General features: G+C 70.9%; 14 protein-coding genes. 3 read left to right on the top strand and 11 right to left on the bottom strand.

Features of this window, described 5'->3' with window-relative positions:
• The 7 genes from GEV10_19050 to GEV10_19020 form a co-directional block, all read right to left on the bottom strand.
• Positions 1–555: DUF222 domain-containing protein (locus tag GEV10_19050; GenBank protein ID MQA80548.1), on the bottom strand; the 555-nt coding region annotated here is incomplete at its 3' end.
• Between the two features lie 345 nt (positions 556–900).
• The gene (locus GEV10_19045; protein ID MQA80547.1) at positions 901–2,235 is read right to left on the bottom strand and encodes an MFS transporter; all 1,335 of its coding nucleotides are present in this window, start codon (positions 2,233–2,235) and stop codon (positions 901–903) included.
• 47 nt (positions 2,236–2,282) lie between these two features.
• On the bottom strand, positions 2,283–3,437 hold the full coding sequence (locus GEV10_19040) for an amidohydrolase (protein ID MQA80546.1): 1,155 nt from the start codon (positions 3,435–3,437) through the stop codon (positions 2,283–2,285).
• A complete protein-coding gene (locus tag GEV10_19035) occupies positions 3,427–4,095 on the bottom strand; it encodes a DUF1028 domain-containing protein (GenBank protein MQA80545.1) in 669 nt (222 codons plus the stop codon). Before GEV10_19035 ends, GEV10_19040 begins: the two co-directional genes overlap by 11 nt.
• A complete protein-coding gene (locus GEV10_19030; protein MQA80544.1) occupies positions 4,092–4,520 on the bottom strand; it encodes a RidA family protein in 429 nt (142 codons plus the stop codon). The genes GEV10_19035 and GEV10_19030 overlap by 4 nt, the downstream gene beginning before the upstream one ends.
• On the bottom strand, positions 4,517–5,977 hold the full coding sequence (locus GEV10_19025; GenBank protein MQA80543.1) for a 4-hydroxyphenylacetate 3-hydroxylase: 1,461 nt from the start codon (positions 5,975–5,977) through the stop codon (positions 4,517–4,519). Before GEV10_19025 ends, GEV10_19030 begins: the two co-directional genes overlap by 4 nt.
• Positions 5,974–6,498 carry a flavin reductase gene (locus GEV10_19020; GenBank protein ID MQA80542.1) on the bottom strand — a complete coding sequence of 175 codons (525 nt, stop codon included), beginning with the start codon at positions 6,496–6,498 and terminating at the stop codon, positions 5,974–5,976. Before GEV10_19020 ends, GEV10_19025 begins: the two co-directional genes overlap by 4 nt.
• Positions 6,499–6,697: 199 nt before the next feature.
• Here GEV10_19020 and GEV10_19015 point away from each other — a divergent pair, with 199 nt between their 5' ends.
• A complete protein-coding gene (locus GEV10_19015) occupies positions 6,698–7,657 on the top strand; it encodes a LysR family transcriptional regulator (protein ID MQA80541.1) in 960 nt (319 codons plus the stop codon).
• On the opposite strand, the gene GEV10_19010 is transcribed toward GEV10_19015, so the two are convergent.
• Positions 7,620–8,312 (bottom strand): hypothetical protein, encoded by a 693-nt coding sequence (locus GEV10_19010; protein MQA80540.1) that lies wholly within the window; start codon positions 8,310–8,312, stop codon positions 7,620–7,622. The genes GEV10_19015 and GEV10_19010 overlap by 38 nt on opposite strands.
• Positions 8,313–8,389: 77 nt before the next feature.
• On the opposite strand from GEV10_19010, the gene GEV10_19005 reads away from it, so the two are divergent.
• On the top strand, positions 8,390–9,088 hold the full coding sequence (locus GEV10_19005) for an FCD domain-containing protein (GenBank protein MQA80539.1): 699 nt from the start codon (positions 8,390–8,392) through the stop codon (positions 9,086–9,088).
• A gap of 84 nt (positions 9,089–9,172) precedes the next feature.
• Positions 9,173–10,069: a slipin family protein gene (locus tag GEV10_19000; protein MQA80538.1), complete on the top strand. Its 897-nt coding sequence runs from the start codon at positions 9,173–9,175 to the stop codon at positions 10,067–10,069.
• Between the two features lie 10 nt (positions 10,070–10,079).
• Here the strand turns inward: GEV10_19000 and GEV10_18995 are convergent, their stop codons facing one another.
• The 3 genes from GEV10_18995 to glpK form a co-directional block, all read right to left on the bottom strand.
• Positions 10,080–11,114 (bottom strand): alcohol dehydrogenase catalytic domain-containing protein, encoded by a 1,035-nt coding sequence (locus GEV10_18995; GenBank protein ID MQA80537.1) that lies wholly within the window; start codon positions 11,112–11,114, stop codon positions 10,080–10,082.
• Positions 11,115–11,117: 3 nt separating this feature from the next.
• The gene (locus tag GEV10_18990; GenBank protein ID MQA80536.1) at positions 11,118–12,770 is read right to left on the bottom strand and encodes an FAD-dependent oxidoreductase; all 1,653 of its coding nucleotides are present in this window, start codon (positions 12,768–12,770) and stop codon (positions 11,118–11,120) included.
• A gap of 187 nt (positions 12,771–12,957) precedes the next feature.
• Complete coding sequence (gene glpK / locus GEV10_18985; GenBank protein MQA80535.1) at positions 12,958–14,475, bottom strand: glycerol kinase GlpK; 1,518 nt, start codon at positions 14,473–14,475, stop codon at positions 12,958–12,960.
• Positions 14,476–14,600 lie beyond the last annotated feature (125 nt).

Here is a 14,600-nt window from a genome sequence, read left to right as displayed (position 1 = left end):
GCACGCGCCCAGGTGTTTGGCCGCACACCGCAACCGCGCCGGATCCAGCTCAGTCGCGGTCTGCACCAGCCGGGCCTCCGCCGCGGCACGGGTCGGGTCGTCCACCGCGGCGGGGAGCTTCTGCAACGCCTCCGCGATCACGACCGCGTGCCCGGGAGAGAGCACCCCGGCCGCCTGCGCGTCCGCGACCCGCGGGAACCGCGGCGGGAGGACTTCCCCGCAGATCGCGGTGCGGGGCTGGAACCGGTCCGCGGCGCGGACCCGGGCGGCGGCGTCGGGCTCGGTGATACGTAGTAGGTCCCGCAGGTACGGCACCGGGCTCTTGTAGCCGAGGTCGGTGGCGATGCCCTGGTCGATGACCTGCCGGACCAGGCCCTGCTCGATCGTCGCGGTCATCCGGGTGATCTCCTCGACCACGGCGACGACTCCTTGCACGTCGTCGCCGCGGAGCACACCGAGGTGGGTGCGGGTGAGCCCGGCGACCTGCTCACGCAGGGACAGCACGCGTTCCCACACCGCGTCCGCGGTGTCAGGTGTCGTCGTGTCGCCGTCCATAACCGAATTCTAGACCCCGGTGGTGGCAATAGATCGGGAAATATCGGACACCCGACCAGCGCATAATGTCACGGGTGGATAACGGTTCCGAAGGTTTAGCGAGAGGCGACGCAAGGTACCGAAGAGGGTCCGTTACCAGCAGGTGAACCAGGGAGCGTGGCGCCCAGGGAGCTGCCTCACCCCGTAGATGCGCGCTTTTTCGGGGTCGGTCGCCGGGTGTCAAGGAACCGCCAGACCGGTAATCCCACAAAAGTCGTTGTGCGGTTTCTTGACACCCGGCGACCGACCCCCACAATCAAGAAAGGGGTGAGGCAGCGGACCCCGAGGCACCGGCCCCCGAGGAAGCTACCCCTTTACACTCGCCGACAACTCCTCGGACGAGACCTGTATCAGGTCACGCCCCCTGGTCTCCGGCAGGGTCAGGGTCGTGACGATCCCCACCGCCCCGGCGAGCACCAGGTAGAACGCCGGCATGAACGAGTTGCCCGTCGCGGAGATGAGGTAGGTCAGCAGGTACGGCACCGTCCCCGCGAAGACCGCCGCGGTGACGTTGTAGCCGATCGACAGGCCGCTCTGTCGTACTCGCGTCGGGAAGATCTCGCTCATCGCGACCGCGTGGGTGCTGAGGATGAGCGCGAGCAGCACGCCGAGCAGGACGTGCGTGAGCACGGCCACTGCCACGCTGTCCAGCGTCATCAGCAGGAAGAGCGGGATCGACAGCACCACGAAGCCGACGGCCGACGCCATCGTCAGCGGCTTGCGGCCGATCCGGTCGGAGAGGCCGCCGAAGATCGGCACGAGCACCATCGCCACCAGCGAGGTGACCGTGGCGGACATCGCCGCGTCGCCGGCGCCCAGGCCGAGCTCCTCGGTCTGGTACGTCAGCATGTAGACGACGACCGTGTAGAACGTGATGTGCTGCAGGATCTCGATGCCGGTCATCTGCAGGAGCTGCCGCTTGTTCTGTGCGAACAGCTCCTTGAGCGGCGACCGAGCGATCTGGTCGGCCTTCACCAGTGCCTTGAACTCGGGTGTGTCGTCGAGCTTCAGCCGGATGTACAGGCCGATGATCCCCATCGGCGCCGCCAGCAGGAACGGGATCCGCCAGCCCCATGACGTCACGGCGGACTCGCTGAGCACGGAGCTCAGCACGAAGACGGCGAGTGACGCGCTGAGGAAGCCGGCCAGGCTCGAGCACTCCAGCCAGCTCACGCCGAAGCCCCTGCGCTTGCGGGGCGAGTACTCCGCGAGGAACGTGGCCGCGCTGCCGAACTCGCCGCCGGCCGCGAGCCCCTGGATCAGCCGGGTGACCACGAGCAGCACGGTCGCGGCGATGCCCACCGACGCGTACGACGGCAGGAAGCCGACTGCCAGGGTGGCCGCTGACATCAGGATGATGACGAAGACGAGCGTGCGGCGGCGTCCGATCCGGTCGCCCAGCGTGCCGAAGATCAGCCCGCCGATCGGCCGGATGGCGAACGAGACGGCGAAGACCGCGAAGACCGCGAGCAGTCCCGCCGTGGCGTCCTGCGTCGGGAAGAACACCGTCGCGATGGTCGTGGACATGTACGCGTACACGGCCCAGTCGAACCAGTGCACCCAGACACCGATCGCGCCGGCGGCGACGCTCCTTCTCAGTACGGCCGGTTCGATCTGCCGTACCTGTTCCGGTGAGCTCACGGCTCCTCCTACCCTCGGGTTTCGGTGAACGAGCCCCCGCTACTGCGTCAGCCGGCCGTCGCCGCCCGTCTGTCGGTACTGGTGTCGATCGCAGTCCAGGCGAGCGCCGTCGCCCCGTCCGCGATCGCGCGGTTCGCAGCGGCGCCGACGCATGCCGCGGCGAACTCCCGCTGGTGGTTGAGCGCCGGCAGCGAGCCGACGCCGATGTAGGGGTGGATCGCCGGGACGACCTGCGACACGTTGCCCATGTCGGTCGAGGCACGGTTCATCCGCCCGGCCGCCCCGCCGTCATCGAAGACCCGGCCGAGCCGCGTTGCGTTCGCCACGTAGGCCGCCAGCAGGCTCTCGTCGGTACGGAACTGCGCGTACGGCTTGCTCTCCGGGTCGATCTCGAGCAGGCAGCCGGTCGCGACCGCCCCGCCCTCGAAGCAGGCGCGCACCCGCGGCTCGACCTCGGCGAGCTCGTCGAGTGTCTCGGCGCGGACGTACCAGCGGCCCGTCGTGCGCTCGGGTATCGCGTTCGGCGCCTCCCCGCCGCGCGTGACGAGGCCGTGTACGCGAACGGACGGCGGCAGCTGTTGTCGCAGCAGGCCGATCGCGACCTGCGCGACGGTGAACGCGTCCGCGGCGTTGACGCCCCGCTCCGGGTACGCGGCGGCGTGCGCACCCTTGCCGGTGTAGCCGACGGCGACGTGGGAGACGGCGAACGGCTCGGCGCGCGCGACGTCGACGGGTGCGGGATGCACCATCAGCGCGGCGTCGAGTCCCGCGAACGCGCCGCGGTCGAGCAGCTCGATCTTGCCGCCACCGCCCTCCTCCGCGGGCGTGCCGACGACCTCGACCGTCAGGCCCGCGTCGTCGGCGACGGATGCGAGCGCCGCGGCGGCGCCGACCGCGGAGGCGGCGATCACGTTGTGGCCGCAGGCATGTCCGAGACCGGGCAACGCGTCGTACTCCGCGACGAGTCCGATGCGGACGGGCCCGTCGCCCAGGCGCGCGTGCAGTGCGGTGTCGAGACCGAGGTAGCGCGGCGTCACCTCGAAGCCGAGGTCGGCGAGCGCGTCGCCGACCCACCCGCTGGCCCGCTGCTCCTCCCACGCGGTCTCGGGATTGGCGTGCAGGCGTTCGGACAGCGCGACGAGCGAGTCGGCGTTCAGGCGTACGGCGTCGGCCGCCGCCTGCTTCTCGCGCTCACTCGTCACCCGGCACCCCGTAGGACGGCGCCGTGTCCGGCGCGACGGCCCGCCTGACGTAGTCGTCGCGCTGCGGCGCCCAGACCTCCCAGAGCCGTGCGAGCTCGGCGACCGGGTCGTCGTGCCAGTCGACCCGCAGGTCGGTCACCGGCCACGGCACCTCGCCCACGACGACGACTCCGGCCGACCGCACCTGACCCGCCTCGCCGCCGGCGTCGAGGCCGGCCCGCAGCGCCGCGAGCAGCCGCTGCTCGAGCTCGCCCCGCGACGTCCCGTACGCCTCGACCATGGCCGCGGGAACCGTGTCGGCGGCCAGCAGGTTGCCCGCCGCGACGACACCGTTCCCCTCGGCCGTGGCGTGCAGGCCGAGCGTCCGCTCGCCGGAGAACGCCGCTACCCCACCGGTGGCGTCCACCGCCATCAGCTGGCGGTGCGCGATGGCCGGCTCCTCGGCGACGAGCGCCTTCAACGCCTCCGTGGCCGGCTGTCCCGTCGCGAGGGCGTCGAGCAGCCGCGGCCCGAGCCTGGGGTCGGTGACGTTCTGCGAGGCCACACCGCCCACGCCGGGGCGCAGGTGCACGCACCGCGCCGCCACCGCGGGACTCGACGACGACACCGCCATCCCGAAGCCACCCGCGCCGTCGGCGGCAAGCACCGCGAACGTCATGTGTCCCGCCTCTCGTCGGGAATGACCGCGATCGCGTCGATCTCGACGAGCCACTCGGGACGCGCGAGCGCGGTCACCGTGAGGCCCGTCGAGACGGGATGCACGCCGGCGAGCCATCGACCCATCGTGCGGTACACGGGCTCGCGAAAGCGAGGGTCGACGAGGTAGACGGTCACCTTGACGATGTCCTCGAGCCTGCTGCCCGCCTCCTTCAGCAGCATGTCGATGTTGGCCATCGCCTGGTCGGCCTGCTTCGCCACGTCACCGACGCCGACCGACTCGTGCGTGTCGAGGTCCTGCCCGATCTGGCCGCGCAGGTACACGGTGTTGCCCGCGACCACGGCCTGGCACAGGTCGTTGTCGAGGTCCTGCTCCGGGTACGTGTCGCGGGTGTTGAACGGGCGGATCCGCGTGTGCGTCGTCATCGCGCGGCTCCGGTGACGCGGTCGGACAGGTTGGCCGCGTGGCGCACCAGGTCGAGTGGCCCGTCGAAGTCGAAGTTGCGGTAGACCGCCGCGAGGTGCGCGAACGGCGGTGACTGGGCGAAGAGCTGGAACGTGAGGCGGTGCCCGGCGTAGTCGGAGTTGAGCAGGTCGCGCGCGAACGCCAGCAGCTTGCGCCGGTCCTCGGCCACCCAGTCGTCGTTGATCGAGTAGTACTTGTCGAGCCACTTCGAGATCTCCGGCTCGGCGAAGCTCGCCGCGTCCGGGGTGATGCAGATCTGGCCGCCGCACAGCTCCCGCGCCAGGTGCATCATCGCGGGGAGCTCGCTGCAGGCGAGCACGCGTCCGGTGTAGAGCAGCGACTGGTTCGGCATCAGCAACCCGCCGGGGCTCTCCTCCGCCAGCGCGACCGCCGCGGTCAGGTGCGCGTTGATGCCCTCGCGGTAGCAGGCGAGCGCGGAGAGCTTCTCCTGCACCGCGGGCTGCCGTTCGAGCCCGGTCTGCTTCACGTTCCACAGCGCGGCGCCGATCATCAGGTCGGCCAGCCGCAGGTTGCGCTGCACGAACGCGAGCGCCGAGTAGCGGTGCAGCGTCGCCCTGATGAACGTCGCCGCCTTGGTGTGCCGGTAGAACAGCACGTCGTCCCAGGGGATCTCGACGTCGTCGAAGACGACCAGCGAGTCGACCTCGTCGACCCGGTTCGACAGCGGGTAGTCCGCCGCCGGCGCGCGCTCGGCGAAGCCCGTACGGCAGATGTACTTCAGGCCGGGAGCGCTCATGTCGAGGACGAACCCGACGGCGTAGTCGGAGAGCTCGTCGTCGCCCCAGTTCGCGATCGTCGGCTTCGCGAACGCCTGGTTGGCGTACGCGGCCGCGGTCTCGTACTTCGCCCCGCGCACCACGATGCCGTTGTCGGTCTCGCGCACGACGTGCAGCAGCATGTCGGGGTCCTGGTCCTGCGGACGCTTCGACCTGTCGCCCTTGGGGTCGGTGTTGGCCGAGACGTGGAACGGGTCGCCCGTCACGGCGTCGGCGATGTGCCTGCGGATGTTCTCCGAGAACCGCGGGTCGACCTCGTTGAGCACGTCCTGGCCGTCGTACAGCGACCACATCTCGCCGATCGTCTCGTCACCCACCCGGGTGACGACGCCACCGGCCTCGTCGAGCACGCGGTCGACCGCGGCGCGCTTGTCGTGCCAGTCCTGCTGCGTGCGCGGCAACCGGTTGGCGATGCAGTTGCGCTCGCCGGTCTCGTCGTCGACGTACGTCAGCACGTCCCGGGTCGGCGCCTCGTGCTGCATGTCGTAGATGCGCGCGCGCACGTCGACGATCGGCTTGAACATCGGGTGCGCGGTGACGTCGTGCACGCGCTCACCGTTGACCCAGACGTCCCGGCCGTCCCTGATGGACTCGCGGTACTCGTCACCGGTACGGATCATGTCGCTCGATTCCTCATCCTGTTCTGGGGGTGGGCGTCGGGGAACTCGGCGAACCGCGACGGCTCGATCGGCTCCGGGCGCCCGTAGTCGCGGTCGGTGTAGACGAGCGGGACGCCGGGCATCGACGTGACCTCGTCGACATGGCCGAGGAACACCCGGTGCGTCCCGCCCGGCACGGACCGGTGGAGACGGCAGTCGAACGCGGCGAGCGCGTCGGCGAGTCGCGGCGCACCCGAGGGTGCCGCCTCCCACGTACCGCAGGTGAAGTCCCAGCGATCCTTGCCGGGCCACGGGCGTCCGGCGAACGTGTCCGCGACGTGGTCGTGACCGGTGGCGAGCACGCTCACCGCGAAGAGGCCGTTGGCCTCGATGGCCCGGCACAGCGGGCTGCGTTCGTTGACGCACACGAGGACGAGCGGCGGTTCGGCCGACACCGAGCACATCGAGCTCACGGTCTGGGCCATCCACGGCGTGCGCCCGGCGGTGCCGACCACGGTCACCCCGGCCGCGGTGCGCCGCATCGTCGCGAGGAAGTCGGCGGTGACGCCGGCGTCCACGTGTTCGGTCTCTCGCGCGGCGAGTGAGGTCATCGCGCGCCTCCCACTACCCTGACGGCTGCTGGCTTGTCGTTCAGGATTGGGGACGCGCGGTAGATCTGTCCAACAGATCCTTTCGCAGCAGGTCATCGATTCATCAGATACAGCACTATCGTGGGCCCGCATGGAAGCGAACATCACGCTGGTGCAGCTCAGGTACTTCGCCGCGGCGGCGGACGCCGGCTCCATGACGGCGGCGTCGCGCCGGCTGCTGGTGTCGCAGTCGGCGATCTCGACGGCCGTGGCGCAGCTGGAGAAGGAGCTGGGTGTGCAGCTGCTGATCCGCCACCACGCGCGCGGCCTGACACTCACCCGCGCGGGCGCGTCGTTCCGTACCGAGCTGCGCAGCTTCCTCGGGCACGGCGACGACCTCGTCGAGGCGGCGCGGAACCTCGGCAGCTCGCTCGTCGGCGAGCTGCGCGTCGGCTGCTTCTCCACGCTCTCGCCGTTCCACCTGCCACGCATGCTCGCGGCGTACGAGGAGGACCAGCCGCAGGTGCACGTCAGCGTCCTCGAGGGCGAGCACGCGGAGCTCCAGGCGGCGCTGCACCGCGGCGCCTGCGAGCTCGCGGTGCTGTACGGGTACGACCTCGACGCCGACGTCGCGTACGACGTGCTCGACCGCGTGCCGCCGTACGTGCTCGTCGGGTCGGGTCACCGCCTCGCCCGTCGCAGGTCGGTGCACCTGCGCGAGCTCGCCGCCGAGCCCATGGTGCTGCTCGACCTGCCGCACAGCCGCGACTACTTCCGTCGCGTGCTCGCGTCGGTCGGGATCGAGCCGGCGGTCAGGTACACGTCGATGGGCTACGAGACGGTGCGTGCACTCGTCGCCCACGGCCACGGCTGGTCGATGCTCAACCAGCGGCCGGTGTCGGACCTCACCTACGACGGGAGCCGGGTCACCACGCTGACGCTGCGCGACACGGTGCCGCCGCTGGAGATGGTGCTCGCGCGGCTGACGGCGGTGAAGCTCACCGCGCGGGCGTCGGCGTTCGTCCGCTGCGCACGCCTGCTCTACGGACGCCGCGGCCGCACGCCACGCCGACTCACCGACCGAGGATCTGGGCCGCGGACTCCGTTGTGAAGACGCGCCAGGCGAGGTCGCGCATGCCGCGCATCGCCCGCAGCACCTCGTCGCGGTCGTGGTCTGTGCGGGCGTACCTGTTCAGCAGCTGCCTGCCGAGGCCGACGTGGAAGCGCTCGTCCTTCTCGATCAGCCGGTAGACGCGGACGACCTCGTCGTAGCCGTGTCGCTCCCCCGCCGCGATCGTCTGGTCGAAGCTGCCGCCCGCGGAGGTCTCGGAGACGTTCCACGCGGCGATGGCGGCGAGCGGGTGGCGGTCGAGGCACTCCCAGAGGAACGCGCTCCACGGCGCCGCCTCCGGCGGTACCTCGGTCGGCACCGTGCCGCCGAGTGACTCGATCGCCGAGCCGACCATGTCGTAGTGCTCGGCCTCCTGGAACGACTGCTTGGCGAGCAGGGTGAGGTGGCGCCGCTCGAACGCGAGGCCGTAGCGCCTGATCTCCTCGTTCAGCAGGAACACGTAGTCGATCTCGCGCCAGCAGCGCGGGACGAGCCAGGCGGCCAGCAGCCGCGGGTCGGGATCGCCGTCGTACGCGGCGAAGAACTCGTTCGTGGCCCTGCCCGTCGAGGCGAGCACGTCAGCGAAGACGCCGTCGACCTCCGCCCTGATCGGGTCGAGTCCCGCCTCCGGACGGCCGCGGTGCGTGTCGCTCACCGGCGCGCCTCCTCCCTCGAGGAGAATGGATCCATGTATCCAATCCAGCCGCTCGGTCGCTGTCAAGGGGGCGGCCGATGACCGGGGAGCGGCCGGCACACCCGCTCCACACCCCCAGCAGCTACGCCGACCAGATCGCGGACGTGCTGGAGCGGGAGATCCTCGAGGGCCGCTACCGGCGCGGCGAGCACCTGCAGCAGGATGAGATCTGCCGCAGGTTCGGGGTCAGCCGCACTCCCGCGCGCGAGGCCCTGCGCAAACTGCAGGCGCTGCAGCTGGTGCGGCTCGAACCCAACCGCGGGGCGATGGTCCGCCCACCGAGCCTGCACGAGCTCGCCGAGGTCTACGACGTGCGCGCCGAGCTCGAGGGATACGCCGCGTCGCTCGCGGCGCGACACCGTACCGACGGCCTCGTGGCCGAGCTGGCGGACACCCAGCGGCGGCTCTCCGCGGAGGCGACCGCAGACGCTCCGGACGACGAACGGCTGACGCGACTCAACGACGCCGTGCACCAGCTCGTCCACGCGGCCGGCGGCAACGCGAGGCTCCACGAGCTCATCGGGGACCTGCAGCGGTACTTCCCCAAGGACACCGTGCGTCTCGCCGCCGACACCCGCGCGGAGCTGCGGCAGCTGTACGTCGACGACCACGCGCGGATCATCGACGAGATCTCCGCGGGCCGGCCCGAGCCGGCCCGCGACGCGATGCGCGACCACATCCACCACTCGCGCAGCATGCTCCTGGAGTTCCTCCGCGACCGCGGCTTCGCGGAGTAGTGCGACACCCCGGGCCGGTTGACCCGCGAGCGTATAATCATGGGCGACGATTCTCGGTGGTCACGCGATGTCTGGAGGCGTAACATGATCACTGCTCTCTTCCTGATCGTGGGCGTGCTGGCCGTACTCGCCGCCTGGTTCGGCCTCGGTGTCCGCGTCGTCAGACAGTACGAACGCGGTGTGCTCTTCCGGTTCGGCCGGGTCGCCGGCGAGGTGCGCGAGCCGGGCCTCCGGTTCCTGCTCCCGGTGGTCGACCACCTGGAGAAGGTCAACATGCAGATCGTGACGATGCCGGTGCCCGCGCAGGACGGCATCACCCGCGACAACGTTACCGTGCGCGTCGATGCCGTCGTGTACTTCAAGGTCGTCGACCCCGTGCGCGCCACCGTCGACGTGCAGAACTACCTGTTCGCGGTCGAGCAGGTCGCTCAGACGTCGCTGCGGTCGATCATCGGCAAGAGCGACCTCGACGACCTGCTCTCCAACCGGGAGAAGCTGAACCAGGGCCTCGAGGTGATGATCGACAGCCCCGCGATCGGCTGGGGCATCCACATCGACCGGGTGGAGATCAAGGACGTCGCGCTGCCGGACCAGATGAAACGGTCCATGTCGCGACAGGCCGAGGCGGAGCGGGAACGTCGCGCGCGGATCATCTCGGCCGACGGCGAGTACCAGGCGTCGAACAAGCTCGCCGACGCCGCGCGCGTCATGGCGGACACGCCGTCCGCGCTCCAGCTGCGCCTGCTCGAGACGGTCGTCCAGGTCGCCGCGGAGAAGAACTCCACCCTCGTGCTGCCGTTCCCGGTGGAGCTGCTGCGCTTCCTCGAACGGTCCGCGCCGGGCGAGAAGGCGAACACCTCCGCCGACACGACGGACGAGACGCCGACCGAGGGCCCGCCGCAGCTGACCGCCGCCGACGTCACCCGTGCCGCGGCGGCTCTCGTCCAGAACGGCCAGGAGTCCCAGGCAGGGAAAGGCTGACGGCCGGCGCTCAGCCGGCGTCGAGCGTGACGACCGCCTTCATGCTCGACGGATCGTCGTCGGCGTTGAGCGCCTCCTCGGTGCGCTCCAACGGGTAGCGCGCCGTGACCATCGAGTCGAGGTCGACCCGCCCGGACGCGACGAGGCCGATCGCTGTCGGCCAGGTGTCGACGTAGCGGAAGACGCCGGTGATCGTGACCTCCCGCGTCTGGAGCGGCAGCACGGGCATGGTGATCTCCTCGGCGCCGTGCCCGACGAGGACAGCGGCCCCGCCGCCGCGCAGTGACGCGAGCCCGTCGAGCACCGCAGGCGTCGCGCCCGAGCACTCGACGAACGCGTCGACCTCGAGCGCGGCGGCGGCGAACCCGCTCACCGGGTCGACGACCTCGGTCGCACCGAGGCCGAGGATGCGCTCGCGGCGCGACTCGACCGGGTCGGAGACGACGATCTCGGTGGCACCCGCGGCACGTGCGGCCTGGACGGCCATCGCGCCGATCGGGCCCGCGCCGGTGACGAACACCCGCGAGCCGGCGGTCACCCCGGCCTTGTGGCACGCCCACAGCCCCACCGAGAGCGGCTCGAGCAGCGCCACCGCCTCGTCGGACAGGGTGTCCGGCACCGGGTGCGCGAAGTCGGCGGGCAGCACAACGTAGTCGCAGAACGTGCCGTCGACCGGCGGGGTGGCGAAGAACTCCATGGCGGCACACAGGTTGTACCGGCCGGTCTTGCAGTGCCGGCACCGGCGGCACGGCCGCTGCGGCTCCAGGGCGACCCGCTGGTCCAGTCGCGCGGGATCGACGCCGGCGCCCGTGTCGACGATCGTGCCGCCCGCCTCGTGGCCGAGGACGAGCGGGTAGTCGACGACGAAGGAGCCGATCGCCCCCTCCTTGTAGTAGTGCACGTCGGAGCCGCAGACCCCGACCGACCCGACCCGGACGAGAACCTCGTCGTCCTCCGGGAAGGGAAGGGGCAGCTCGCGCATCTCGATCGTCGCCAGGTCGGTGAGCACCGCCGCGCGCATGGTGTCGGGGATCGTCGACTCCATCGGTCAGTGCGCCAGCAACTCGGGGGCGCCGAGCCGCGCGGCGTCGGCGGAGCTGTCGTCGGTCTGTTCCTGCGACCTGCGCTCGGCCTCGACCCGCAGCCGGTAGTGCTCGACCTCGCGGTCGCGCTGCTCGTCGTCCCAGCCGAGCACCGGTGCGACGAGGTCGGCCACGGCCGCCGCGGCCTCGACGCCGCGGTCCCAGGTCTCGATCGAGAGCCGCGTGCGCCTGGTGAGGACGTCCTCGAGGTGCAGCGCGCCCTCGTGAGACGCCGCGTAGACCGCCTCGACCTGGAGGTAGTCGTCTGCGCCGGGCACCGGCCCGCCGAGCTCCGGGCGCTCGTCGACCATGGCCAGCAGTTCGTCGACGAGCGTGCCGTAGCGGCGCAGCAGGTGCTCGATCCGCGCGACGTGGAGGCCGTGCGCGGCGGCGAGCCTGAACCGCTCGTTCCAACGGACCACGAAGCCGCTCGCGCCGGCGAGCGGCGTGCGGTCGGTGCACGAGTCGGGCACGCGGCCCGGCAGGCCGCGGGCCGCGACGTCGATGGCGTCCTTGGCCATCACCCGGTACGTCGTGTACTTGCCGCCGGCGACCACGATGAGGCCGGGCACCGGCTGCGCCACGCTGTGCTCGCGCGACAGCTTGGACGTCTCGTGGGTCTCACCCGCGAGGAGCGGCCGCAGTCCGGCGTACACGCCCTCGACGTCGGCACGGCCGAGCGGTGCGCGGAGCACGGAGTTGACATGCTCGAGGAGGTAGTCGATGTCGCTCGCGGACGCGGCCGGGTGCACCTTGTCGAGGTCCCACGCGGTGTCGGTGGTGCCGACGATCCAGTGCCGCCCCCACGGGATGACGAACAGCACGCTCTTCTCGGTGCGCAGGATCAGCCCCGTGTCGAGGTGGATGCGGTCGCGCGGCACCACGAGGTGGATGCCCTTGCTCGCCTTGACATGGAACCGCCCGCGGCCGACGAGCCGCTGCACGTCGTCGGTCCACACGCCCGTCGCGTTGACGACCTGCCGCGCGCGGACGACAAGGTCGTCGCCCGACTCGAGGTCGCGGACCTCGACGCCGGTGACCCGCTCCCCCTCGCGCAGGAAGCCGGTCACCCGGCAGCTCGTCGCCAGCGCGGCACCGTACTGCGCGGCGGTGCGCGCCAGCATCATGGTGAAGCGGGCGTCGTCGACCTGGGCGTCGTAGTACTGCAGCGCACCCACGAGCGCGTCGTCGCGCAGCGCCGGCGCGACCCGCAGCGCCTGCCGCTTGCTCAGGTGCCGGTGCCGTGGCAGCCCGCGGCCGTTGCCCCCCACGGCGGCCATCACGTCGTAGAGCAGTACGCCGGTGCCGGCGTACGCGCGCTCCCACGCCCGGTGCTTCAGCGGGTAGAGGAACGGCACCGGCCGCACGAGGTGCGGCGCGAGCCGCTGGATCAGCAGGCCGCGCTCCTGCAGGGCCTCCCTGACGAGACCGAAGTCGAGCATCTCGAGGTAGCGCAGGCCGCCGTGGATGAGCTTGCTCGACCTGCTCGAGGTGCCCGCGGCGTAGTCACGCGCCTCGACGAGCGCGACGGTGAGACCGCGGCTGACGGCGTCGAGAGCGGCGCCGGCACCCACCACGCCGCCGCCCACGACGACGACGTCGAACTCGCCACTGGTCATGCGCCGCAACGATGCGGCCCGGTGCTCAGGTGACAGCGCGCCGGTGTCCACGAGGACGCCCCCCTCTCGTCTGCGCGATCCTGCTGATCACGTTAACCCAGCGAACCGGGACTGCACCTCGTCCCGGCACGAGGTGAAGTCCGGGTTGATCACGTTAACGTGATCAGCGGAGAGAGCTCGCGCCGCGCTAGTCGACGTCGACCCAGCCGTAGGTGCGCTCGACGGCCTTCTGCCAGCCGGCGTAGCCCTCGGCGCGCTGGTCGTCGGACCAGGTGGGCTCCCACCGCTTGTCCTCGTTCCAGTTCGCCTTGAGCTCGTCGGTGTTCTGCCAGAACCCGGTCGCGAGCCCCGCGGCGTACGCGGCGCCTAGCGCGGTCGTCTCGGCCACGACTGGCTTGGAGACCGGGACGCCGAGGATGTCGGCCTGCATCTGCATGCACAGCTCGTTGGCGGTGATGCCGCCGTCGACCTTCAGCACGCTGATCGCGACGCCGGAGTCCTTCGCCATCGCCTCGGCGACGTCGCGGCTCTGGTAGCAGATCGCCTCGAGCGTGGCGCGCGCCAGGTGTGCGTTGGTGTTGAACCGCGAGAGCCCGACGATCGCACCGCGGGCGTCCGAACGCCAGTACGGGGCGAACAGGCCGGAGAACGCGGGGACGAAGTAGACGCCGCCGTTGTCGTCGACCTGCCGCGCGAGCGACTCGCTCTCCGACGCCCCTGAGATGATGCCGAGCTGGTCGCGCAGCCACTGCACCGCGGACCCCGTGACGGCGATCGACCCCTCCAGCGCGTACACGGCCGGCGCGTCGCCGAACTTGTAGCAGAGCGTGGTCAGCAGGCCGTTCTCCGAACGGACGAGATCGGTGCCGGTGTTGAGCAGCAGGAAGTTGCCGGTGCCGTAGGTGTTCTTCGACTCGCCCGAGGCGAAGCAGACCTGCCCGACCGTGGCGGCCTGCTGGTCGCCGAGGTCACCCGAGAGCGGCACCGCGCCGCCGAGCGGGCCGCCGGCCAGCGTCTCGCCGTAGAACTCCGGATCGGACGACGGGCGGATCTGCGGCAGCATCTCGCGCGGGATGTCGAAGAACGACAGCAGCTCGTCGTCCCAGTCGAGGGTCTCGAGGTTCATCAGCATGGTGCGGCTGGCGTTGGTCACGTCCGTGATGTGGACGCCGCCGTCGGTGCCGCCGGTGAGGTTCCACAGCAGCCAGGTGTCGGTGTTGCCGAACACCGCCTCGCCGCGCTGCGCGGCCTCGCGCACGCCGTCGACGTTCTCGAGGATCCACTGGATCTTGCCGCCGGAGAAGTACGTGGCGGGCGGCAGGCCGGCCTTCTGCCTGATCACGTCGCCCTTGCCCTCACGCTCGAGCGCGGCGGCGATGCGGTCGGTGCGGGTGTCCTGCCAGACGATCGCGTTGTAGTACGGGCGGCCGGTCTTGGGGTTCCACACCACGGCGGTCTCGCGCTGGTTGGTGATGCCCAGCGCGGCGAGGTCGGACGCGGTCAGGTTGGCCTCGTTGAGCGCCGTCTTGGCGACGAGCGCCGTACGCTCCCAGATCTCGAGCGGGTTGTGCTCGACCCAGCCGGCCTGCGGCAGGATCTGCTCGTGCTCGAGCTGGTGCTTGCCCACCTCGTTGCCGCTGTGGTCGAAGATCATGAACCGGGTGCTCGTGGTCCCCTGGTCGACAGCTCCGACGAAGTCCGCCATGAGGGATCGCCTCCTCGCTCCGTTGCGGGCCGGGCAGGCCTCGACGCGATCGTAGGGCTGCGGAGCAGTCGGCCGCTACGGGTGGGGGCACCCTGTTGTGTCCGAGGAACCGGTGGCTATCGCCA

The organism is Streptosporangiales bacterium (genome assembly GCA_009379955.1).
In the GTDB taxonomy this organism is placed as follows: domain Bacteria; phylum Actinomycetota; class Actinomycetes; order Streptosporangiales; family WHST01; genus WHST01.
This window is presented reverse-complemented; position numbering and strand designations above follow the sequence as displayed.

Excerpts from the sequence above, each read along its gene's own strand:
- GEV10_19035 (MQA80545.1), bottom strand. The coding sequence starts at position 4,095 with ATGACGTTCGCGGTGCTTGCCGCCGACGGCGCGGGTGGCTTCGGGATG.
- GEV10_19030 (MQA80544.1), bottom strand. The coding sequence starts at position 4,520 with ATGACGACGCACACGCGGATCCGCCCGTTCAACACCCGCGACACGTAC.
- GEV10_19025 (MQA80543.1), bottom strand. The coding sequence starts at position 5,977 with ATGATCCGTACCGGTGACGAGTACCGCGAGTCCATCAGGGACGGCCGG.
- GEV10_19020 (MQA80542.1), bottom strand. The coding sequence starts at position 6,498 with ATGCGGCGCACCGCGGCCGGGGTGACCGTGGTCGGCACCGCCGGGCGC.
- GEV10_19015 (MQA80541.1), top strand. The coding sequence starts at position 6,698 with ATGGAAGCGAACATCACGCTGGTGCAGCTCAGGTACTTCGCCGCGGCG.
- GEV10_19005 (MQA80539.1), top strand. The coding sequence starts at position 8,390 with ATGACCGGGGAGCGGCCGGCACACCCGCTCCACACCCCCAGCAGCTAC.
- GEV10_19000 (MQA80538.1), top strand. The coding sequence starts at position 9,173 with ATGATCACTGCTCTCTTCCTGATCGTGGGCGTGCTGGCCGTACTCGCC.
- GEV10_18995 (MQA80537.1), bottom strand. The coding sequence starts at position 11,114 with ATGGAGTCGACGATCCCCGACACCATGCGCGCGGCGGTGCTCACCGAC.
- GEV10_18990 (MQA80536.1), bottom strand. The coding sequence starts at position 12,770 with ATGACCAGTGGCGAGTTCGACGTCGTCGTCGTGGGCGGCGGCGTGGTG.
- glpK (MQA80535.1), bottom strand. The coding sequence starts at position 14,475 with ATGGCGGACTTCGTCGGAGCTGTCGACCAGGGGACCACGAGCACCCGG.